Here is a 22,993-nt window from a genome sequence, read left to right on the forward strand (position 1 = left end):
GAGATCGACACTTCGGAAAAGTCACTTCCCGGACCCGCCACACCCCAGCCTAGAACACCCCTCTTGATCATCACTTGACACAGAGGGGTGCCAGAAGCGGATGTGCCAGTGACAGAACCGGTCCGCCCCTACAAGGCTTCTTCGAGCCAGTCGTCCATGTTGCGGTGCCTGGCGAGCCCGACGGCCTCGAACTCTTCTACGTAGCCTTGCGCCGACACTCCGAGTCTTCGCAGCGTTGGGGAAATCGGGGACAGAGATGCCGACACCGGGGCAGCCGCGGCTGCAGCAACACCCCGGGGCTACCGGCTGGTGCGGTCGGTTGCGGCGCTGAGTCGCCTGGGATCTAGCACCACGATGGCCCCGGGTTCGACGCGGATGGCGCCTGTTTCGGCGAGGACGCGCAGGGCGCGGTTGACGGTGACCCGCGAGAGTCCGATCTCCTCGCCGAGTCCTTGCTGGGCTGCGGGGAGTCTGATCCGGCTACCGTGTTGCCGCCCGGCCTCGAGGATCCAGTCTGCGATCTGAACGACGGGCTGCGGCGTGGCGGTGCGGACCCGGGCCCGCCGGTCATGGTTTACCTGCGCTGACAGGTGGCGCAGTACGTGGTCGCGTAGCGTCGGCACCTCGTCGATGAGTCCGCGCAGGAGGCTTGCGGGCAGGAACCGGATCCGGCAGGGGGTCAACGCGGTCCAAGTGGCGGTGTGCGCCCCGCTGTCGAGCACTGCGGCTTTGTCGATCACGCAGGGCCTGGTCACTGTCGCGAAGCGGACCCTTGAGCCGTCCCTGGTGTCGTAGACGGCGGACAGGGTTCCGTGTTCGAGGACGACGAGGTGTTGGGCCGGGTCGCCGAAGTGGGCAACGACGGCGCCTGCGGGTAGTTCCTGCGGCGGGCACTGATCGGCGAGCCACCCGAGGCGGGCTTTGTCCAGCATTGAGAACAGCGGCACCGCTGCCAGTTGTTCGCTGCCCATGTCGCGTGAGTGTATCTCGCGATACAGCAGGGCGGCCGAGGAGTCGATACCGTCCGATCCCATGATCTGCGTTGAACTGTCTTTCACCGACGCCCCCGCTCGCCTGGCGGCGCGGCCCGCTCACCGGGACCGGTTGCGCGCGCTGCACGAGCAGGGCGAGCTGCTCCTGGCCGGCCCCTGGGAGGACGATTCGGGAGCATTGCTGATCTTCACCGTCGACCCCGCCAGGCTGGATCGGATCATGGTGGAGGACCCGTACTTCACCACTGCCGGCGTTACGGTTGTCTCCCTGCGCCAATGGTGTCCCATCCTGGGCCCAGGTGTGGCGGACGAGCGCTGAATTGGGGATTTCGGTAAATCTGCTGGGAGTGTCAGCAATTGCCCTGGCGGCGGCCTTCGCACAGGGGATCACCGGGTTCGGGTTCGCGCTGGTCGCTGCGCCCTTGCTCGCAGTGGTCGTGGGTCCCCAGGAGTCAGTCGTGGCTCTTTGCCTCATCGCCCTACCGATAACTGCCTGGTCGTCGCTACGTCATCGGCGTGCCGCCAGTCGTGCGGCCGCGATCCGGATGGTGGTGGCTGCCTCGACAACCGCGCCAGTCGGCATCTGGCTGCTGTCAGTGCTGAGCGACCGGGTACTACAGGGACTCGTCGGGGTCGTGGTCCTCAGCCTAACGGTGGCGGTGATCAAGGGGATCCGCGTTGGCCGTCGTGGGCGCCTTCTCGACCTGATCGGAGGTGCCTGTGCCGGAATCCTGTCGACCAGCACGGGGACGAACGGACCTCCGCTGGTGATTGCACTGCAGCTGCAAGACATCTCCGGGTACCGACTGCGAGCGACCCTCGCATGGGTGTTCTTCGCCAGCGGAATCGTCAGCCTCGTCCTGCTCGGTGCCGCCGGATCCGTAACCACGCATTCTTTGATCACCGCTGGCGCGGGCTGGCCTTTCGCCTTAGCCGGCCGTCATTTCGGCGAGCGAGCGGCCGGGCGACTGCCTGCTCGTTGCGCCCAAGGACTCGTGACCATCCTGCTGGTCGCCAGTGCCACAACCGCGATCGTCGCCGCAGCGAAGAGCTGAATGGGCACGCACATCCTCGTCTCGGCTAGTCGGTGCCAAGTGAACATGTGACCAGTTTGACACGTGACCAGATGGTCACCTAGACTGCCGTGGTGACCGACGACCTGGTGTTCAAGGCGCTCGCCGCCCCCACGCGGCGCCGCCTGCTGGACCGGCTTTTCGAGCGTGATGGCCGGACGCTCACCGAGCTGGAGTCGGAGCTGGAGATGACCCGGTTCGGGGTCATGAAGCACCTACAGGTCCTGGAAGAGGCCGGGCTGGTGATCACCCGCCGGTCGGGCAGGGAGAAGCTGCATTTCCTCAACCCGGTACCGATCCAGCTCATTCACGATCGCTGGGTCAGCAAATACACCCAACGCCAGGTGTCGGCACTCACCGAACTCAAACACGACCTTGAGGAGCAGCAATGACCGAGACAAGAAAGACAAGCACCCAGACGACCACGCAGGTCTATCGGGTGTACATCAAAGCCAGCCAACAAGCGGTGTGGGATGCGATCACCCGTCCAGAATGGACCCAGCGGTACGGCTACCGCGTATTGGCCGAGTACGACCTGCGCCCGGGCGGCGCCTACCGGGCGGTGACCAGCGAGGACATGCGCACTGCCGGGGCCGTTGGCGGATTCGAGGTGCCCGATGTGGGCGTCGATGGCGAGGTCATCGAGGCAGACCCGCCGCACAAATTGGTACAGACCTGGCGGATGCTCATGGACCCACAGATCGCGGCGGAGGGCTTCACTCGGCTGACGCACGAGATCGAGGTAACCGCCCCAGGGGTCACTCGGCTCACGGTCATCCACGAACTGGAGGGCGCACCGAAACTGGCCGAGCTTGTCGCCGGACAACACGAGGCCGAGGGCGCAGGCGGGGGCTGGAACTGGGTCCTCAGCGGCCTGAAGAGCCTCCTGGAAACCGATACCCCCCCTGCCGCACTGACCCCGGGAGTCCGCCGTGACCAGCCATGACCCAGCAAGTGCCACCTCGGCACGCCACCCACACCGTTTCGCGGTCCGCAGCCGCGCGCAGACCGTGGCCATATGGAGTCTGCGAGTGATCCTGGCCCTCGGGTTCGGTGCCACCGGACTGATGAAATTTGGCGGCGCGAGTGCCATGGTGACGATGTTCGACCAGATCGGAGTCGGACAGTCGTTGCGGTACTTGATCGGCAGCCTCGAACTCGCGGCGGCGATCGGCGTGCTGATCCCGGTCCTTTCCGGAATCGCCGCACTCGGCCTGACCGCACTCATGATCGGCGCGGCCGTCACCAACATCACGGTTCTCCACACTAACCCCCTCACCCCCTTGGTATTCCTGGTCATCAGCGTCCCGGTTGCCGTCAGCCAATGGCCCCAAACCAGGGCGGCCGCACGGATCATTCACCACCGAAACTGAACGCTCAATCAGGCCGACCGAGCAGGAGTGACCCACTTCGTTCCGTTGTGAATGCGGAGACTGGCGCGGAAATCCGTCGGCAGCACCACCGCCAGAGCGGCCTCCATCGCGTCGATTGCCCGAACCTCGGCCGGCGCGGGGATGCGGTCCCTGGTGGAGTTGTCGCTGGTGGGTGAGCACCGCCGGGGTCACGGCTCGCTGTACGCGGCGTTGAATCGCGGCCGGATAGACATCGAGCGGCTGCGGACAGCGGTGGCGGCGGTGCCCCTGCCGCGGGCCGCGGACGGGCGGATCGTCCTGGCGGTGGACGTGACCTGCTGGCTGCGGCCGGAGGCGCACAGGTACCGGACTCTCGGCACGAGCGGCCTGCGAGTCGCTGACATGATCCTTGGCGCGATGACCTTCGGTGAGCAGGGCGGAGTCGGCGCACCGCCGGCGGAGTGCCGACGGATGCTGGACCTGTACGCCGAGGCCGGCGGCAACGTCATCGACACCGCCATCAACTACCGCGGCGGGGCCAGCGAAGAGATCCTCGGCGAACTCCTGGAGGGCCGGCGCGACTCGTTCGTGCTCGGCACCAAATACACCGTCTCCCGGGACCGCGCCGACCCCAACGCCGGCGGCGGCCACCGCAAGAACCTGCGGGCGTCGCTGGAAACCAGCCTGCGGCGGCTGCGCACCGACTACCTGGACCTGTACTGGGTGCACATGTGGGACCGCAACACCCCCATCGAGGAGACCATGCGCGCACTGGACGACGCGGTCCAGGCCGGCAAGGTCCTGTACGTGGGGATCTCGGATGCCCCCGCCTGGATCGTTGCCCGCGCCAACACTCTCGCCCAGTGGCACGGCTGGAGTCCGTTCATCGGGCTTCAGGTCCCCTACAGCCTGCTGAACCGCGACATCGAACGCGAGCTGCTGCCGATGGCCGAAACCCTCGGGCTCGGCGTCACCGCGTGGAGCCCGTTGGCCGGTGGGGTGTTGTCCGGCAAGTACACCCGCCCCGGCGGGCCCGCCGCCAGTACCCGCCTGACCGCCGAGGCACTGTCGGCACGGGACCATGCCGTCGCCCGAGTCGTCCAGGAGGTCGCGGACGACCTCGGTGCCACCCCCTCGCAGGTCGCGATCGCCTGGAGGATGAACCGCTCCCGGGCCATCCGCCCCATCATCGGCGCGCGCAGCGTCGACCAGCTCCAGGACAATCTCGCCGCCATCGACCTCACCCTCCCGTCCGAAGCGGTCACTCGCCTGGAACAGGCCACCGACTTCACGCTCGGCTTCCCGGCTGACTTCATCGCCCAGACCTGCCCGTGGGTCTTCGGCTCCGCGCTCGTCGAGCCACGGGCCTGACGGCGCCGGTCCACCCTCGGTCGCGGCGGCCCTGACCCGTCAGTGGGCCGACCGGTGCGCCACCTCGGTTGGCGGGCCGGTCGGGCCGGCATCGGCCAGGCAGGCTTCCAGCTGCGCGGCCTCGGCGGCGGCGCCCAGGTCGGTGAAGATGGCCAGGGCCCGCCGCCAGTGCTCCCGGGCCTGCCCGGCGGTGGATGCCGAGCCATGCAGCACATGCCCGATGCCGGCGAGGGCCTCGGCCTCCTTGTGCCGCTCACCGATCTCGCCGGCCAGGACCAACGCCCGGCCGTACTGCTCGAGGGCCGCCGCGGGCTGACCGGCGAGGCGACAGGCCGTACCGATACCGATCAGCGAGGCGGTCTCGATGCCGCGGTTTCCGATCTCCCTGGCCAGGGTGCGGCTCTCCCGGTACCGGTCGACGGCCAGCCGGTGGTCGCCCAGGGCCTGCAGCACCGCGCCGAGGTTGATCAGGGCCGCGGCCTCCATGTTGCGGTGGCCGACCTCGCGCGCCAACTCGAGCGCCTGTTCGCCGTGCCGGCGCGCCTCGTCGTAGCGACCGAGCCCCTCGTAGGTCACCCCCAGGTTGCCCAGTAACGCCGCCTCACCGGCCCGGTCGTGGCGATCGCGGGCCAGCGCGAGCGCGCGGTGGTGCAGCTCGAGGGACCGCTCGCCGTGCCCGAGCTGGCCGTGCACGATGCCCAGGCTGTTCAGGGCACGGAATTCGCCGAAGTGGTGGCCGGCCGCACCGGCGGTCGCCAGGGCCCGGTCGAGATGGTCGATCGCCTCGTCGTAGCGCCCCTGCCGCTCGTACCCGACGGCGAGGTCGATGAGCGCGTCGGCGTAGGCGGCCCGGTCGCCGGCCTCTTCCGCGGCGCGCAGCGCATGGCCGTGCAGCGCCTCCGCGTCCGTGTAGTGCGCCCCCATGTTGAGGTAACGCCACAGGACGGTGGACAACCGGGTGGCGTAGGTGGGCCATCCGTCGTCGGCGGCGTAACCGGCGACGGCTACCAGGTTGCGCCGCTCGGCGTCCAGCCACGCCAGCGCCTCGGCCGCCGTGGTCAACGGGACCACCGGGTCGGTGGGCGCCGCGATCGTCGGCCGGCGGTACCGTTCGTGCGGCGCGACCAGGTCCATCGCCGCCGCGGCGGTGCGCAGGTAGTGCTCGAACACCCGGGTCAGGGCGGCCCGGCGGTCGCTGTCGCTCTCCTCGGTCTCCGCCCGCTCGGCGGCATACGCGCGCAGCAGATCGTGCATCTGGTACCGGCCGGTGCCGATCGGTTCGATGAGGAAACCGCCGAGCAGCGCGTCGAGCAGGCGTCCGGCTTCGGCCAGGCCAACCGCGGCGAGCTGGGCGGCGGCGTACCGGTCGAGGTCGTGGCCCGGGTGCAGCCCGAGCAGCCGCAGCAGCCGGGCGGCCGCGGGCGGCAGGGCATCGTGGGACCAGGACAGTACCGTGCGGACCGCTGCGTGCGGGTCGTCCGCCGGGGACAGCAGATTGAGCCGCTCCGTGCGTTCGGACAACTCCGCGATCAGGTCGGCCAGGGGGACGTCGGGGCGGCGCGCGGCGCGCTCGGCCACCACGCGCAGCGCCAGGGGCAGGCCGGCGCAGAGCCGTACCAGCTCGGCGATCGCCGTGGCGGCGTGGTCGGTTCGGGCCGGGCGGAGGATCTGGCGCAGCAGTTCGGCCGCCTCGGCGCCGGGCAGCCGAGGCAGGGCCAGCCGGTGCGCGCCGTCGCGGGCGACCAGGCCGGCGAGGTCGTTGCGGCTGGTCACCAGGACCAGGCAGCCGGACGTCCCGGGCACCAGCGGGCGGACCTGCTCGGCGGTGCGCGCGTTGTCCAGCACCACCAGCATGCGCCGGCCGGACACCGCCGACCGGTACGCGGCGGCCCGCTCGTCGAGCCTGGCCGGGACCTTCGACGGTTCGGTGCCCAGCGCCCGCAGGAACCCCTCCAGCGCGCTGGCCGCCGGCAGCGGCTCGCCGGGGTCGTAGCCACGGAGGTTGACGTACAGCTGTCCGTCCGGAAACCGGTCGAGCACCCGGTGCGACCAGTGCAGGGCGAGCGCCGTCTTGCCGACCCCGCCGGTGCCGGTGATCGCGGCGATGGTGACGACGGCCGGCCCGTCCGCCGTTTCCAGCAGGGCGTCCAGCTCCGCGAGCGAGTCGTACCGACCGGTGAAGCCGTGCACGGCGGGCGGCAGCTGCGCGGGCCTGCCGACGGCGCCCGGGACCGGCCGGCCGCCGGGACCGGGACCGCCGTCGGGACCGGCGCCGGCGGCGGGTGGGCCGCCCAGTCCCGGGTCCTGCCGCAGCACCGCCGCGTGCAGGGCCTGCAGCTCGGGACTCGGGTCGATGCCCAACGCGTCGGACAGCCCGGCCCGCAGCCGCTGGTAGGCGGCCAGCGCCTCGGACTGACGTCCGCCCCGGTAGAGGGCCAGGATCAGCTGGCCGGTGAACCGTTCCCGGAGCGGGTGCTCGGCGCACAGCGTGGCAAGTTCCGGAACCAGGTCGCCGCCGTGACCGGCGGCCAGGTCCGCGTCGAACAGCTCCTCGTACTCGGTCAACCGGCACTCGGTCAGCCGGGCGGCCTCCGCGACCAGGGTGGGCGTGTCGGGCAGGTCGGCCAGGGCCGCTCCCCGCCACAGCCCGAGGGCCTGGCGTAGCAGCGTCGCGCACGCGGTGAGCTGCCCGGCCTGCCGGGCGGTGCGCGCCTGCGCCACCATGTCGTCGAACCGGTGCAGGTCCAGTTCACCGGGACGGACCACAAGCTCGTAGCCGGACGGGCGGGTCAGCAGCCGGACCTGATCGACGGCTGCGGCGCCGGACGGGGTCAGCACCCGTCGCAAGCGGGACACGTAGCTGTGCACCATCGCCCGGGCGTCCGTGGCCGTGCCGTGCGGCCACAGCTCCGCGATGAGCTGGTCGACCGTCGCCCTGCCCCCGCGCAGCAGCAGCACCGCGAGCAGCGCCCGCATCTGCGGTGTGCCGACCGTGAGTGGCCGCCCATCGTGGCTGATCTCGAACGGCCCGAGCAGCCTGAACTCCACGACCTGGGGCCCTACGTGCCGTCGCCCAGGGACCGTTCAGGTTTCGTGCAGGGGTGGCCCGGAGGATGGATCCCGCTACCGGTCCCGGGTCGATGCCGGCGGATGTGATCGATCATCGCCACTCGCCAACGATAGCAATCCTCGTGTTAGGAGAAGTCGATGGGTGTGTGGCCCTTCCGGATCGCGCTGGTGGCCGGAGCGGCCCTGGCGTTGCTGGGGTCCGGTCTACCGGGTGCGGCCGCTGCCGCGTCGGCGGCGGACCCCGCGGCGAGCAACGCACCGGCCGGCATGCACCAGTTCGTGGTGTCGATCGGCGAGGTGCGGGCGAGCGTACGGACGAACTGGGTACGGCTGGCGACGTACACCTTCACCGACACCAACGAGGTCGTCGAGTCGCACTGGCATTGGAGCCAGCGGGATCGGGTGACCCGGAGTTCGACGGGGGTGACCGCGGCGAACTGCGCGGCACGCAACTGCGTGGTGAAGACGAGCAACGGTTTCCAGAACACGGCAGCGCCGAACACATTGCACGGGACGTACACGGTGGACGGTCCGCTGTTGCGCGTCACCTGGGACGGGACCACGGGTTGGGAGGAGTGGACCGTCAGCGAGCCCATCCCCGGCAAGTTGGCGAGGCTGGCCTACGTGGGCAACTCGTTCGGTGCCACCAACGGGTGGGGGTACGGCAGCAACGCGTCGCTCGGCACCCAGGCCGGCATCGCACAGATCGCGGCGGCGGACTGGAGCGCGATGCTGCACTACTACGACATCTGGCAGACCGACAGCAGTGGTACGCCCTACGTCACCGACGGCGGCGGTGATCCGTTCTGGAACCGGGACTGGAACCCCTGCTCGAGCGGCCGCTGTCTCGGCGGCACCACCACCAAGAACCAGTACTACCTGTCCCGGGCGAACACCACCAGTACCGATCGGCGGGACACCCTCTGGTACTGGCGGACCGCCAACGCCGACGCCCGGGGCGAGTACTGCTATACCGGCAACTCGCACGTCGTGCCGATGATGGAGATCATCGACAGCGACGAGGTGCTGCACGGTTGGGTCGGCGTGGAGGCGTCCATCAACCAGAGCGTGCCGGCCCAGGGCACCAGCGCCGACGACATCGGCTTGTTCCGGATCAGCGACGTCTGACGGCATGGCCCTGTGACACTGGCGACCGCGGCGCCGGCGGTGACCTTCCCGGCCGCGCGCATGGAATTCCGACTGCTGGGTCCGTTGGAGGCGGTGAGCGCCGGCCGGACGCTGCAACTGGGCGGCGCCCGGCTGCCAGCCCTGTTGGCCACGTTGCTGCTGAACGCCAACCAGGCGGTCAGCGGCGAGAACCTGGCCCGGGCGCTGTGGACGCAGCCGCCGCGCGCGGCCGAGTCCAACATCCGGACGTACGTGGCCCGGCTGCGCGGCCAGTTCGGCGCGCCGGGCGAGGGCGAGTCCCGGTTGATCAGTGGGCCCGGCGGGTATCGGCTGCGGGTTCGGTCGGACGAGCTTGACCTCACCCGGTTCACCGAGCTGGTGGCGGAGGGGCGACAGGCGGTCGACCGCGCCGATCGCGCGGTTGCGCTGGACCGGCTGCGCCGGGCGTTGGACCTGTGGCGCGGCGATCCGCTCGCCGGTGTGCATGGCGGACCCCAGCTCGGGGTGGAGGGGGCCCGCCTCGAGGAACGCCGGCTGGACGTCGTCGAGCAGTGGGCGGAGGTGGCACTGGCCGCCGGCCGGGCCGAGGAGGTGGCGACCGAGCTGGCCCGGATCGTGCCCCAGCATCCCCTGCGGGAGCAGCTCTGGGTGCTGCTGATGCTGGCGTACTACCGCAGCGGCCGGCAGGCTGCCGCGCTGGCCGCCTACCGGGACGTGTACCGGTTGCTGGACCAGGAGCTGGGCATCCGGCCGGGTCGGCCGCTGCAACGGCTGCAGCAGCGAATCCTGGCCGCCGACCGGGCCCTCGACCTGCCGCAGCGGCCCGCCCCGGCGGTTGCTGGGGCCGCGCCGCGCCCTCGTCAGCTCCCCGCCGACCTGGCCACCTTCGCCGGTCGCGGCGAGCAGGTGGCGACCCTCGACGCGCTGACCGGGGACCCGGCCGCCGACCGGCCGGCGACGGTGACCGTCGCGCTGATCACCGGTACGGCCGGGGTCGGCAAGACCGCCCTGGCGATGCACTGGGCGCACCGGGTGGTGCACCGGTTCCCGGACGGGCAGTTGTACGCGAACCTGCGCGGCTTCGATCCGACCGAGCCCCCGGTCGACCCGGCCGAGACGCTCCGCGGTTTCCTCGACGCGCTCGGCGTGCCGCCGGAGCGGATCCCGGTGGGCCTGGACGCGCGGGCGGCCCTGTATCGCAGCCTGGTCGCCGGGCGGCGGATGCTGATCGTGCTGGACAACGCCCGGGACGCCGGGCAGGTGCGGCCGCTGCTGCCCGGCAGCCCGGGGTGCCTGGCCGTGGCCACCGGTCGGGGGTGGCTGTCCGGGCTGATCGCCACGGCCGGCGCGTACCCGATGGAGCTGGATCTGCTCCCGGTGGGCGAGGCGCGGGACCTGCTGGTCGGCCGGCTCGGCGCCCGGCGGGTGGCCGGCGAGCCCGCGGCGGTCGACGAGATCATCAGCCGGTGTGCGCGGCTGCCGCTGGCGCTGGCCCTCGTGGCCGCCCGGGCCGCCACCCGCCCCGATCGTCCGCTCGGCGCGGTCGCCGCGGAACTCCGGCGGGGCGACGGGGGCCTCGAGGCGTTCCGCGACGGTGACCCGGTCCTGGATGTCCGGACCGTGCTCTCCTGGTCGTACCGGGCCCTGGATCCGGCCGCCCGCGGGTTGTTCCGGCTGCTCGGGACGCATCCGGACCCGGAGATCTCGGTGGCCGACGCCGTCGGACTCGCCGGCGCTCCGACGCCGGTGGTGCGCCGCTGGCTGGCCGACCTGGCGGAGGCGCGGCTGGTGACCGAGTGCCGGCCCGAGCGGTACGCCATGCACGCCCTGCTGCGCGCCTACGCCCTCGATCGGTGACACCCGGCGTCGCCGGACCACACGGCTGAGCCGTGGGATCCGGCGACGCCGGCGCTCACATGGCCCCGTAGACGTCCAAGCCGGCGGCACCGTACTGGGTGAACCGTCCCACCCGTTCGATCCCCCTGCCGACGTAGGTCCTTCCGTAGCCGCCCAGCCGCCGGATCGGGTTCACCAGCCACCGGGTCTCGTCGAGGGTCATCCGCCCGCGGAGCACCATCCTGGCACCCGACACCTCCGTCGCCTCACCGCCCATACCGAGGCCCATCGAGGCAACCCCGATGCCGCAACTGCTCCACTGCCGGTGGCTACAGGAATCGGCCGTGCTCGCCGTCGACATCGCCACGCCGACGAAGCCGATGAGCCCGCAGACCGGGCAGGCGAACAGCCCGACGACGCCGGCCGCCACGGCAGCCCACTGGAACCACTTGTTCTGGACCACCGAATGGATCTTGTCGGAGAGTCGCTTGTACCAGGGCTTGCCCTTGTCCCGATCCTGCTGCTTCTGCTGCTGGTCGGCGATGGCCTTGGCCATCATCATCACCGAGGCGGCGGACCGGGCGAGACTCAGCCCGATCTGGTTGAGCCGGTCCAGTTGGCCGGCGAGACTTCGCAGGTGCTTGGCGGTTCTGGAGTCATGGGTGCGGACGAACACCCGGATCAGCCTGGTTATCTTGACGATCCGCTTCACCACCTCCTTGATGTACCGGACGATCAGCTTGGTCACGTAGTAGCTGTAGACGTGCCAGGGCGCTGAGATCATCATCAGGAACCAGAAGACGATCACCGTGACCAGGACCTGGATTGCCTCTACGACCTTGCGGATCACGGTGTGATAAACGGTCTTCCAGGTGGTCACCGTGCGGGTGACGTAGGCGGTGCCGTCCGGGTCGGTGAAGGTGACCGGGCTGTTGTTCGCGTACGCGAACCCGTTCATCTGCTGCGGATCCTCATAGTCGATCTCCGGGTCCACCGAGATGAACCGGCCGGTCGTCGCGTCGTAGTCGCGGGCACCCAGGTGGGTCAGCCCGGTGGTGGCGTCGGTGACGCCACCGACGAAGCCGCGGTCCCCGGCCACCGGCGCCGTCTCGGTGCCGCGCGTATTGCCGTACGGGTCGTGGCGTTGCCGCTGGATCGCCTGGGTGTCCTCGGCGACGGCGATCTCGGCGGTCCCGTGCTGGTCGGAGACCAGCCAGGTCAGCCGGCCGTCGAGGCCGTTGCGCATGGCGATGGTCTGCCCGTTGTGCTGGTAGTAGCGGGTGCCCACCCGGCCACCGCCGGAGTCGACGTGCAGCTCGCTGTCGCCGAGGTAGAGGGTGGCCGCGCCGTCCGGGTCATCGCTGATCAGCCGGTTGCCGTCGGCGTCGTAGAGATAGCTGGTGGTCTTCCCGTTCTCGGTGACCGTGCTGACGTGCCCCTCGGCGTCCCACTCGAACGTCTGCCCGACACCGGCCCGGGTGCGGGTCGTCAGGTCGCCCGCCGGGTCGTAGTCGTAGCCGTTGCTGGTGGTGCCGCCGGGGCCGGTGGTGGTGACGCCGCGCAGGGCGTGCGGCTGGGCGCCGCCGGCCGCGTTGTAGGAGTAGGTGCTGGTGGTGGTGGACCCGCCCGGGCTGGTCCGGGTTTCCGTCTTGCGGTTGCCGGTCGCGTCGAAGGTCCAGGCGTGCCAATAGGGGGCGGCGCCGCCCAGCGCGGCGGCCGTGGGCGCGGTGCCGCAGTCGCCGTTGCCGGGCGTCCACGCCTGGGTGAGCCGGCGCAGGTAGTCGTAGTCGAAGCACTGCGTGTCGGTGCCGGAGCCGGTGGCCGGGTCGGGGGCGTCGCTGATCCGCCGGAGGTTGCCCGCGTCGTCGTACCGGTAGCTGACGTCGGAGACCAGCGCGGCGCCGTTCTCGCGCCGGGTGGTCGCCTCGGTCAGCCGCCGGCTGCCGGTCTCGTAACTGAAGTCCCGGTAGACCTTCTTGCCGCCGGCCGAGAGGGTGAGCTGGTTCTGCTCCCCGTACTCGGTGTAGCCGGTGCCGGTCACGTAGCTGGTGGCACCGGTCAACGTCGTCGCCATGCCCAGGGAGTTGACGCCGAATGTCAGGGTTTCCTCCGGTAGCCCGCCCAGCGCCGGCAGCTTGCTGGTGGCCACCTCGCCGTCGATCGCGTACGACCTGCCGAACGTGTAGGTGCCCGCCAGCTTCCCCTCCTTGTCGGGGATCGTGACGGTCTGCTCGGTGGGCCGGCCGACGGTGTCGTACTTGGTGACCGCCGTCGTGTACCGCTCGCCGTTGACGTACCGGGTCGTGGTGGCCGGCAGACCGGGCACCGCCGTGCCGTCCGGCAGCTTGTCGTACGTCCACTCGGCGAGCTTCGGTCCGGTCACCGAGTCCTGGTGCTCGACGGTCTTGCGGCCGAGGGCGTCGTACTCGAACGCCAGCGTCGTGCCGCGGGCGTCGGTCGTGGTCAGCAGCTCGTCGCTGTCCCCGAAGGTGGAGGTCGTGGTGCCCTGGTCGGGGTCCTCGACGCGGGACCTGTTCCCGCGGGCGTCGTAGGAGAACCGCCAGGTGTTGCCGGCCGGGTCGGTGATCGTGGACAGCTCCCCGCGCGGGGTGTAGGCGTAGCTGGTCGAGTCGTACGGCCCGGACGCGGTGTCACCCTTGTACTGGCGCAGCTCGGCCAGGCGACCCTGGGCGTCCACGAAGCGCGTCGTCGGGGTGTCGCCCTTGGGCGGAATCGTGTCCTGCCGGTCGAGATGGTGGACGTAGGTGGTACGCCACTTCTCCAGGCCGAGCGACGAGAAGATCTCGTTGGTGACCCGGCCGGCGTCGTCGTAGAGGGTCGTGGTCTGCGCCGGCAGCAGGTCCTCCTGCGGCAGCAGCAGGTCGGTGCCGGGCGGCGCGTCGTTGTGGTACGGCCCGTTCTCCTTCACCTTGCGGCCCTGCGAGTCGTACACGATGTCGGTGACCACCCGACCGCCGGCCGGCGACGGGTCCTGGGTCTGCCGCACCCGGAGCTTGCCGTCGAGCAACTGGTACTCGGTGCGGTACCCGCCGTCGGCCTCCAGGGTGGAGGTCGTGAGCACGTTCGGTCCGTCGCTGCGGAGCAGGTACTGGTACTTGTTCGTCGGACTCTGGCCGTGGTCCCGGCCGGGTGCCCAGGTCTTGACCACCCGGCCCAGCGGGTCGTACTCGACGTCGGTCCGGGCGCCGCTGACCGTGGTGGTCTCGGTCGCGGTCCCCCACGCCGGGTCGACGTCGGTGGTGGCCTGCTGACCGAGCTGGTTGAGCGTGGTCGTCCTGGTGGTCGGGCCGCTGGCCGGGGTGTACGTGAACGTCTGTGGCCGGTCGTACACGTCCCGGGCCTCGATGAGCCGGCCGTACCCGTCATACCGGGAGCGGAGGGCGGTCAGGAACGTCGGCGCCCCGTTCGACCAGCCCTTGAACTGGTCCCGACGGGTGACGTCGCCGAGAACCGGCGCCGCGCCCAGGGTGTCGCTGCCGTCGTAGTAGAGCCGCTCGTCGGAGATCACGTCCGGCGCGCCGGTGGGCTGCCGGGCGCAGTCCCCCACCGTGGTCCGCCGCTCGGCCGGCGCGTCCAGGATCCACGCCGAGGTGTTGCGGGCGTACGTGTACGTGGTGCAGGTGTCGTCCTTGGCGTCGGCGAGGTCCCCCTGGTCGTACTCCCGCAACAGGGTGCCGTCCGGGTCGTAGGTGTGCACGGTCGCGGTCTGCCGCCACTGACCGTTCTCCGTCTCGCCCTGGGTGATCTTCTGCTGCTGCACCTGGTAGGCGCTGGTGGTGCCCCACGACCGGACCCGGGTCGCCGTCGCCGTCGACAGCCACGGGTCGGTGATGGTGCGCGAGAGGATGGTGCCGTCGTTGCCGGTGTAGGTGGTCGTCTCCCGTGGCATGCCGGCGAGCTGGTCGGTGTCCGGCCAGGGGGTGTTCGTCGAGTCCACCACCTGCACATGCTTGGCCACCCCGGCGGTGGCGGTGGCGTCCCCGTCCATACCCCGGAAGTACCGCATCTCGGTCATCGACCGGGGCTGGTCGGCGCGGCCCTTGCGCACCCGCACCTGGGCGTAGCCGCGCCACTGGCTCCACGTCTTGCGGTCCTCCGGGACCAGGCCGTCCTCCTCGTCGTGCCGCCACGCCGCGGGTCCCACGTACTCCACGTCCGAGACCTCCGGCTCGAAGCCGGTCGTCCGGTCGGACTCGGTGACCTGGGTGACCACGTACTTGTTGAACCAGTCGGTCTGCTCGCTCAGCCCATCCGGTGTCCAGCGCAGCGGGTAGCAGCGCAAGCCGTTGGTGTCCGGCGCCGGCAGCTTGGTCAGGTAGTTGCACTCCTGCGGCGAGTAGGTCACCCGGATCTCGTCGCCGCTCTCGCCGCGGATCGCCTTCATCCGCCACCAGTTCATCGCGGGGATGTGGTCGGTCCCGTCCACCCGGTTGGGCAGCTGTTGGCCCTCGAAGGTCACCGGCGGCAGGGTCGCCGAACCGTTCACCAGACCGGTCTGCTGCACGGAGTTCAACCACAGCCGGGGCTTCGTCCCGTCACCCGGGTCGGGATACTGCGGGGTGAAGTTCCACTGGTTCACGTCCCGCGGCCCGCTACCGCCCCATACCTGGGTCTTCAGCCAGGACAGCCGCTTCTGCGTCCAGAACGTCGGCGAGTACTTGTCCTTGCAGCTCGTCGACGAGGTGCAGGACTGGTCCCAGGGCACGTCCGGCCAGTTGCCCGGGTGCGCCGTGTCGCAGGTGGTGCCGGGGATGCACCGGTCGGCCGCCTGGAACAGCACCCGGCCGACGAACGGCGTGGTGTAGACCTCCCGGTCGCGCTGCCCGTACTCGATGTGCTCCAGCCAGCCGCCGCGGACGTAGCTGGACACCTTGCTGGCGGTGAGGTTCCGGGCGTAGTTGTTCTTCTCCTGCTGGTAGAAGAAGCTCATCGTGTTCTTGTGCGGGTCGACCACGTAGTCGAGGTTCCACCGCCAGCCCTGCGGGCAGGACGAGGCGTCGAAGGTGGACCCGTGACACGGTTCGCCGGGGTGGTTGCCGAAGACCGGAACCGTCCAGACCGACTGGGTCTGCAGGTTCGGCGACGTCCAACCCGGCAGCTTGTTGAGCCCGAAGTAGTACTGCACGCCCTGCCGGTTGGTGATCCGCCAGTACTCGCCGTTTCGGGCCCCGTTCCCGAGACTCGCGTCGTACAGCTGCTCCACCTTGGACCCGTCGTCCACCCGCGGATGCCACGTCCCGGTGGCGTCGTCCCGGACCAGCTCCCCGCCGGCGCCGTTGAGCGAGAAGTACAGGTTGTCGTTGCCCCAGCACAGGTCGCCGGTCTTGGTGGTGTTGTTCGGCTTCTGGCCGTTGACGGTTTTCATGTCCGAGGCGCACGGGGTGTACCGGCGCTCCACGTACCCGCCGGGGGAAAGGTCCATCCCCTCGCCGACCCAGGACGGCTGGTTGTTCGTTCCCGAGGTGCGCCCGTCGACGTTGCCGGAGTTGTAGGTGAGGGCCAGTTCCGGGGTCGGTCCGCCGAGTGCCGGCGGGATGGCCATCGGGTAGTTCCAGGTGAAGTCGCCGGACGGACCGCCGGCCTGCCAGGTCGCGGACGGCGACATGGAGGAGGCGCCGAAGTCGCCGGCACCGCCGGAGGAGGACGCCAGCACCGCGAACAACCCCGACCCGGCGGCCGACCCGGCGCTGGTGCCCGACACACCCACCGACACGTCCCCGGTCAGCCGGCCCGAACCGTTGTTGGCGGTCGGTACCGAGACGCCGCGGCAGTCCGGCCGGTCCGGGGTGCTGGCCGCGCACTCGGGCAGCGACACCAGCCGCAGCCGGGTCGCCCAGTCGCCGCCGAAGGTGTCCCGGAACGCCGAGTAGTCGACCTCCAGCGACACCCGTCCGGCCCGGTTCCCGCCGTCGGCCCGGTTGACCCGCAGCAGGAGCCCGTCGCCCCGCCGTCCCAACAGGTCCACCCGGACCCGGGCCGGCGCGGCCGCGGCGTCCTCGACCGAGGACGCCTGGCCGGCCGCGGCCGCCGTGCCACCCGCCGCCGCGGGGCCCACCGACACCGGCAGCGAGCCGGCCTTCGCCCGGGCCGGCGCCGCCGACCGCGGCGCGGCGCCCGCCGCCGCGCCCGTCTCCGCCGCCGAGCGGGGTACGTCCACCGTGGCGCTGCCGGCGCCGGGCCACACCGTCGCGGACGGGGCCTGGTGGACCGCCTTTTGCTCGACCGGATCCGGCGCCACCGGGCGGGTGGCCGCGGGCACACCCGGCACGGACTTGTCGTGTGCCGGCGCCGGCCGGTGCACCCCCGGCGCCGCGGTGGCCGGCAGGACGACCACCAGCGAGTCGACGAGAACGAACCCCAACACGAACGCCAACACCCGGAACCATCCGGGCCGACGTAGATAGGGCACAAGCACCATCAGAGACACCTCCCCGCGCGCACAGCAACGGCCAGACTCGGTCGACGGCAGCATCGCAATCGGCGCGCACACGATCCGCACACGACCGGCACACCCCAGGCGGTCGGCCGGCCCGGAAGGCGCCGCGCCGACCGTAGGATGCTGCCCGTCCAACCCCGGATCGCAGGCGAATGAGGTGGCGAAGAGTGGCATCATCCACGGCGGCGGTGCTGTTGACGACGCTCCTGGTCGGAACGGCTCCAGCCCTCTCGACGCCGACGGCTCCGCCACCATCGGGCGCGCGAACGGCCGCCTCGGCCGCGAGCCCGACCGCCGAGGCCGCGGACGCGGCCGGCGCGGTCGCCCTGGCCCGGCGGACCGGCCGACGCGTCGAGATCACCGGCGAACGTACCGAGACCACGCAGGTGTTCGCCAATCCGTCGGGCACCCGGACCATGGAGCAGTACGTGCTGCCCGTGCGGACCCGCCGCGACGGCCGCTGGGTGCCGGTCGACACCCGACTGGCCCGCAACGCGGACGGCTCGGTGTCCCCCGGCGCCACCTCTACCGACCTGCGGCTGTCCGGCGGCGGCTCCGGTCCACTGGTGACCGCCTCCCGGGACGACGGCCAACTGTCGCTGTCCTGGCCGACCGCCCTGCCGGCGCCGATCCTCGACGGCGACACCGCCACCTATCCGGCGGTGCTGCCCGGGGTGGACCTGCGCGTCGCGGTGGATCCGGTCGGCTTCTCCGAGGTGCTGGTGGTGCACGACGTCACGGCCGCCCGCAATCCGGCGCTGCGCCGGATCCGGTTCGCCACCGCCACCCGCGGGCTGACCCTGCGGGCCGATCCGGACGGTGGGAGCAGCGCGGTGGACCCGCAGGGACGGGCGGTGTTCACCTCCGGCACGCCGATGATGTGGGACACGCCCCCCGCCGCCGGGACCCCCGGCGGTCCGGCCACCGCGCCGGACAACGGCGCCACCGCGTCCCGCCGGTCCGCCGCGCCGGATGCGGGTGCCGCACCGGACGATGGCGCGGCACCGGGCGTGCCGGCGCGGGAGCCGCGGCGCTGGGCGATGCGAACCGAGATGGACCGCGGCGAATTGGCGGTGCTACCCGAACCGGCGGCGCTGTCCGACCCGGACGTCCACTATCCGCTGTACCTAGACCCGTCCTACAGTGCCGCCCAGTACCGCTGGACGCTGGTCGACAAGGCTAGCCCGAGCACGTCCTACTGGACCGACGACTTCTACCGCAAGGACGTCCGGGTCGGCCCGGTGTACGGCAGCAGCGACGGGCCGTGGCGCAGCTTCTTCCAGATGAACGTCGCGCCGCTGGCCCGGGCCACGATCTCCCGGGCGTGGTTCTCCATCACGATGACGCACACCGGCAGTTGCTCGGCGACCAGCGTGGAGCTCTGGCACACCAAGACCATCGACCCGGCCACGGCGGTTACCTGGAACAACAGCGGGGTCAACTGGCTGGACGGCAAGGCGCTGGACACCCAGAGCGGCAAGGCCAACAAGACCGCCTGCGGCCAGCCGCCCCTGCTGATGGAGTTCGGCCTCGGCAACGGCAGCGTCAAGTCGGTGGTGCAGCAGGCGGTGGACGCGGCCGCCCCGCAGGAAGCCGTCGGCTTCGGACTGCGGATCCCGAGCGCGCACGAGAGCGACGACAACTACTGGAAGCGGTTCGACCAGGCGACCGCCCGGCTCGACGTGGAGTACAACACCGCGCCGCTGGCTCCCACCGGCGTGAGCACGGTGCCGCCGACCCCGTGCGGCACCGCCACCGCCCCAACGCCGCTGAACACCACCACCCCGGCCCTCACCGGTGTCGGTTACGACCCCAACGGCGACAACGTCTCCAACGACCTGGACATCCTGTCCGGTGAGACGGTCGTGACCACGATCAACTCTGGCACGGTCGCCTCCGGGACCGCCGTGCCGTGGCCGGCGGTCCCGCCCGGGGCGCTGCCCGGCGGCCAGCCGGACACGGTGTTCAGCTACCGGGCCCGCACTACGGACGGTGGCCTGGCCGGGCCGTACTCGGCCCGTTGCTACTTCACCGTGGACACCGCCCGGCCGGGCACGCCCACGATCGCCTCGACCGACTATCCGGCGGGGACCGCCGTCCGCTCCGTCGGGGAGACCGGCACGGTGACGTTCACCAAGGGCGCGGCCGACGCCGACGTCACGGGCTTCCAGTACGGCTTCAGCCCGGAGAGCACCACCATGTGGGTGGCCGCCGGCGCCGACGGCACGGCGACGGTGCCGGTTACGCTCTGGCCCTCGATCGCCGGCGACACCTCGGACGTCCGACGCACCCTGTACGCGCGGGCCATCGACCGCGCCGGCAACTCCAGCGGCCTGACCGCCGGCTGGAGCCTGGTCGCGCACGGCCGGACGGTCAGCACGCCCCCGGTGCCCGGCGACACCAACGGCGACCGGCACGCCGACCTCACCGCGGTGATCGACCAGGGGTACGGCCGGACCACCGTGTGGAGCGTGCTGACCAGCCCGCAGGGCAGCCTGTCCACCGGATACATCGGCTGGGACACCGACACCAACGGTGGCTTCCCGCTCGACCGGATCAGGAGCGCCAACGGGGACTTCAACGGCGATGGCCGGGCCGACGTGGCAGTCTTCCGCGAGGACCCCGACGGCTATCTCCGGCTGTTCCTGCTGCTGTCCGACGGCACCCGGTTCACCGCCGCCAGCCAGCCGGCGTGGTCGGGCACCGGCTTCCACGTCAGCCACCTGAAGGTGGTGGCCGGCGACTTCAACGGCGACGGCTACGCCGACCTCGCGCTGCTGCAGGGCCTGGCCGGCAACCAGGGCAGGCTGTGGGTGCAGCTGTCCGCGCAGGGTTCCTTCGGGAACCCGGTCCTGGCCTGGGACAGCGGCGCCGGCAATCTGGCCTTCGCCCAGGCCAACCTGGTGGCCGGCGACTTCAACGGCGACGGCAACGCCGACCTCGCCGATGTCTACGACGCCGGCGGTAGCCGCACCAAGGTCCAGCTGTACACCTCCGCCCAGGGCACCTTCGGCGCCCCGGCCCAGGTCTGGGACAGCGGCGCCGGCGCCTTCGCCGCCGGCCGCGCCCGGTTCGCGACCGGCGACGTCGACGGCACCGCCGGCGACGAGATCGTCGCGCTCTACGACGACGGCGCCGCCACGGCCCGGCTGTTCACCATCGGCAACCGGGGCGGCACCTGGTCCAGCGCGGCGTGGTGGAGCAGCGGGACCGGAGCGTTCGACGCCAGCCGCGCCACCCTGGCCGTGGGTGACTACACCGGTGACGGCCGCGCCGACGTCGGGACCCTGTACGACCTCGGCGGCGGCGTGCGGCGGATGTACACCTTCGCTTCGAGCGGTACCGCCTTCGCCGACAAGCAGACGCGGTGGGAGGGGTACGTCAGCAACGCCCAGCCCGGGGTGTACGTCGACGGTGGCCGCAAGTACCGCCTGCAGCCGGTGCACAGTGGTAAATGCGTCGACGTGCCGGGCGGCAGCACGGCCAACGGGACGGCCCTCGACCAGTACGACTGCGTCGCCACGGCAACCTGGGAACAGTTCCGCGTCACGCGGGTGGGCGCCTCGCCGTACTTCCGTCTCGGCACCGACGCCGGCAAGTGCGTCGACGACAAGAGCTGGAGCCTGCTCGACAACGCGGCGGCCGTCCAGTGGACCTGCGACAGCGACGGGCTGCCGCAACCGAACCAACAGTTCCGGCTGGACTACGTCTCGGGCCGCGACCTGGACACCGTGGTCACCATCCGCAACGTGCACAGCGACAAGTGCCTGACCGTCAGCGGCGCGAGCACGGCCAACAACGCCGCCGTCGTCCAGACCAGCTGCGCCGCCACGCCCCCCACCAACCAGCAGTTCTTCCTCCGGGTGGATCCCTGACGGGTGGATCCGCTCGGCCGAGGTACCTGGCCGTCGCCCACGTACCGGGGGGGTACGTGGGCGACGGCGACGTGTTCCCGGGCGCCCCGGCCCGCTGCGGCGGGTCAGCCGGCGATGACGGCCGCGGTGGTGCGGCCGCCGTCCACGTCGAGCACGATGCCGTGCACGAACTCGGACTCGTCGCTGGCCAAGTACACCGCGGCGTTCGCGATGGCGTCCGGGGTGCTGTGTCGTTCGGAAACTCATCGCTGCTGCTCGAAGTGGGTGTGGCGCGCCACGACGGCCTGCCGGAAGCTTGTCCAGGTGATCGTCTCACTGGTGTACCAGGTAGCACGCAAGCTGCTCACGGTCCCGGCGGTGTTACTGCGCCGGGACGCGGCCAAGGATGCCGAACTGCTCGTGCTGCGGCATGAGAACGCGGTGCTACGCAGACAGCTCACGGGACCGATGCGGTACAACCCGGCGGACCGACTGTGGTTCGCGACGCTGTCCTCGCTCATACCCCGACGCCGGTGGGCGCAGGTGTTCCCGGTGACGCCCGCGACCCTGCTCGCTTGGCACCGCAGACTCATCGCGAGCAAGTGGGACTACAGCATGCGCCGAGGCAAACCTGGCAGGCCGCCGACCGGGAGCGCGGTGAAGGCACTGGTGCTGCGGCTGGCTCGGGAGAACCCGCGCTGGGGCTGCCGTCGGATCCAGGGCGAACTTGTTCGCCTCGGGCGTCCCATCGGCACCACGACAGTTTGGGAGATCCTTACCACTGCCGGCATCGATCCGGCCCCGCGCCGCAGCGGCCCGACCTGGCGCGAGTTCCTGACTGCGCAGGCCGAGGGCGTCATCGCCTGCGACTTCGTACACATCGACCTGGTCGACCTGCACCGGGTGTACGCGCTGGTGTTCCTCGAACACGGCACGCGACGACTGCACGTCGCCGGGGTGACCGCGCATCCGACGGCATCCTGGACGGTACAGCAGGCAAGAAACCTCGCCGCCGAGTTGGGCGTACGGGTCAACTCGCTGCGCTTCCTGATCCGCGACCGGGACACGAAGTACACCAAGGCATTCGACGCGGTCTTCGCGGCCGACGGCATCGAGGCCGTGAGGACCGCTCCGCGGGCTCCTCGCATGAACGCCCACTGCGAACGGGTCATCGGAACCCTGCGGCGCGAAGCGCTCGACCACCTGCTGATCTGGAACGAGACCCACGCCCGGCACGTCCTCGACGCCTACGCCCGCCACTACAACCGCCACCGCCCGCACCAGGCTCGAGGACAGCTACCTCCCCTCGCTAAAGAGCACCCCGCGCCCGTGACCGACCTTACCGCTCACCGACTCCTTCGAACCCAAGTGCTCGGCGGCGTCATCAACGAATACAGATATGCAGCCTGACCAGCAGCGACGAGTTTCCGAACGGCACAGGATCGCTCAAACCCAGACCGAACGCGCCCGCGCCGAAGCAGAGCTTGACGCGAACGCGGGCAACAGCCCACGCCGGATGAGCCGAGCGGAAATCACAGCCCTGGTGACGACCCTCGGCGAAATCGCCGCGGCCCTTCGCGACGCCGACCCCGCGGACAAAGCCGAGGTCTACCGCCAACTCGGCCTTCGGCTCACCTACCAGCCGGAAACGCAAACGGTGCGCGCTTCAGTCGATCTAAGCGCGCACCGTGGGGTAATGGTTTGTGTCCGAGGGGGGACTTGAACCCCCACGCCCTATACGGGCACTAGCACCTCAAGCTAGCGCGTCTGCCATTCCGCCACCCGGACCTGCTCGTCCAGCCTACCCTGTCGGCCGAGGTGATCTTGTCACCGGTTCGGCCGCCCCGGTGGGCCGCACGGG

General features: G+C 70.9%; 14 protein-coding genes, 1 tRNA gene and 1 pseudogene. 10 read left to right on the top strand and 6 right to left on the bottom strand.

From position 1 onward, the window contains the following. Positions 1-299: 299 nt before the first annotated feature. The gene (locus AB0F68_RS19180; RefSeq protein ID WP_357339872.1) at positions 300-971 is read right to left on the bottom strand and encodes a Crp/Fnr family transcriptional regulator; all 672 of its coding nucleotides are present in this window, start codon (positions 969-971) and stop codon (positions 300-302) included. Between the two features lie 61 nt (positions 972-1,032). On the opposite strand from AB0F68_RS19180, the gene AB0F68_RS19185 reads away from it, so the two are divergent. The 6 genes from AB0F68_RS19185 (at position 1,033) to AB0F68_RS19210 (ending at position 4,788) form a co-directional block, all read left to right on the top strand. Continuing rightward, entirely contained in the window at positions 1,033-1,311 is a 279-nt protein-coding gene (locus AB0F68_RS19185; protein WP_262286302.1) for a YciI family protein, read from the top strand. After that, entirely contained in the window at positions 1,292-2,047 is a 756-nt protein-coding gene (locus AB0F68_RS19190; protein ID WP_357339875.1) for a sulfite exporter TauE/SafE family protein, read from the top strand. The genes AB0F68_RS19185 and AB0F68_RS19190 overlap by 20 nt, the downstream gene beginning before the upstream one ends. A 92-nt stretch (positions 2,048-2,139) precedes the next feature. Beyond that, positions 2,140-2,457, top strand: coding sequence for a helix-turn-helix domain-containing protein (locus AB0F68_RS19195; protein WP_357339877.1), 318 nt, complete (start codon positions 2,140-2,142; stop codon positions 2,455-2,457). After that, complete coding sequence (locus tag AB0F68_RS19200) at positions 2,454-3,011, top strand: SRPBCC domain-containing protein (RefSeq protein ID WP_357339879.1); 558 nt, start codon at positions 2,454-2,456, stop codon at positions 3,009-3,011. Before AB0F68_RS19195 ends, AB0F68_RS19200 begins: the two co-directional genes overlap by 4 nt. An 85-nt stretch (positions 3,012-3,096) precedes the next feature. Next, a complete protein-coding gene (locus tag AB0F68_RS19205; protein WP_357339881.1) occupies positions 3,097-3,438 on the top strand; it encodes a DoxX family protein in 342 nt (113 codons plus the stop codon). A gap of 51 nt (positions 3,439-3,489) precedes the next feature. Then, positions 3,490-4,788 (top strand): aldo/keto reductase, encoded by a 1,299-nt coding sequence (locus AB0F68_RS19210; RefSeq protein ID WP_357339883.1) that lies wholly within the window; start codon positions 3,490-3,492, stop codon positions 4,786-4,788. A 39-nt stretch (positions 4,789-4,827) separates the two neighbouring features. Here the strand turns inward: AB0F68_RS19210 and AB0F68_RS19215 are convergent, their stop codons facing one another. Further along, positions 4,828-7,836 (bottom strand): BTAD domain-containing putative transcriptional regulator, encoded by a 3,009-nt coding sequence (locus tag AB0F68_RS19215; protein ID WP_357339885.1) that lies wholly within the window; start codon positions 7,834-7,836, stop codon positions 4,828-4,830. Positions 7,837-7,995: 159 nt separating this feature from the next. On the opposite strand from AB0F68_RS19215, the gene AB0F68_RS19220 reads away from it, so the two are divergent. Together AB0F68_RS19220 and AB0F68_RS19225 are read left to right on the top strand one after the other, a co-directional pair. Then, on the top strand, positions 7,996-8,985 hold the full coding sequence (locus AB0F68_RS19220) for a hypothetical protein (protein ID WP_357339887.1): 990 nt from the start codon (positions 7,996-7,998) through the stop codon (positions 8,983-8,985). Positions 8,986-8,997: 12 nt separating this feature from the next. After that, positions 8,998-10,842 carry a BTAD domain-containing putative transcriptional regulator gene (locus AB0F68_RS19225; protein ID WP_357339892.1) on the top strand — a complete coding sequence of 615 codons (1,845 nt, stop codon included), beginning with the start codon at positions 8,998-9,000 and terminating at the stop codon, positions 10,840-10,842. A gap of 55 nt (positions 10,843-10,897) precedes the next feature. Here AB0F68_RS19225 and AB0F68_RS19230 read toward each other — a convergent pair whose 3' ends face one another. After that, on the bottom strand, positions 10,898-17,260 hold the full coding sequence (locus AB0F68_RS19230; RefSeq protein WP_357339895.1) for an RHS repeat-associated core domain-containing protein: 6,363 nt from the start codon (positions 17,258-17,260) through the stop codon (positions 10,898-10,900). Between the two features lie 185 nt (positions 17,261-17,445). On the opposite strand from AB0F68_RS19230, the gene AB0F68_RS19235 reads away from it, so the two are divergent. Continuing rightward, on the top strand, positions 17,446-21,153 hold the full coding sequence (locus AB0F68_RS19235; protein WP_357339897.1) for an RICIN domain-containing protein: 3,708 nt from the start codon (positions 17,446-17,448) through the stop codon (positions 21,151-21,153). Between the two features lie 104 nt (positions 21,154-21,257). On the opposite strand, the pseudogene AB0F68_RS19240 reads toward AB0F68_RS19235, so the two are convergent. Beyond that, positions 21,258-21,377 (bottom strand): annotated as a pseudogene (locus AB0F68_RS19240) (SDR family oxidoreductase); the annotation flags it as partial. A 79-nt stretch (positions 21,378-21,456) separates the two neighbouring features. On the opposite strand from AB0F68_RS19240, the gene AB0F68_RS19245 reads away from it, so the two are divergent. Then, entirely contained in the window at positions 21,457-22,542 is a 1,086-nt protein-coding gene (locus AB0F68_RS19245; RefSeq protein ID WP_357339899.1) for an integrase core domain-containing protein, read from the top strand. On the opposite strand, the gene AB0F68_RS19250 is transcribed toward AB0F68_RS19245, so the two are convergent. Beyond that, on the bottom strand, positions 22,517-22,786 hold the full coding sequence (locus tag AB0F68_RS19250) for a hypothetical protein (protein ID WP_357339901.1): 270 nt from the start codon (positions 22,784-22,786) through the stop codon (positions 22,517-22,519). The two genes, AB0F68_RS19245 and AB0F68_RS19250, sit on opposite strands and share 26 nt — an antisense overlap. Positions 22,787-22,836: 50 nt before the next feature. Then, a tRNA-Leu gene (locus AB0F68_RS19255) sits at positions 22,837-22,920 on the bottom strand. Positions 22,921-22,993 lie beyond the last annotated feature (73 nt).

The sequence above is a fragment of the Micromonospora sp. NPDC023966 genome, assembly GCF_040639095.1.
Taxonomy (GTDB): domain Bacteria; phylum Actinomycetota; class Actinomycetes; order Mycobacteriales; family Micromonosporaceae; genus Micromonospora.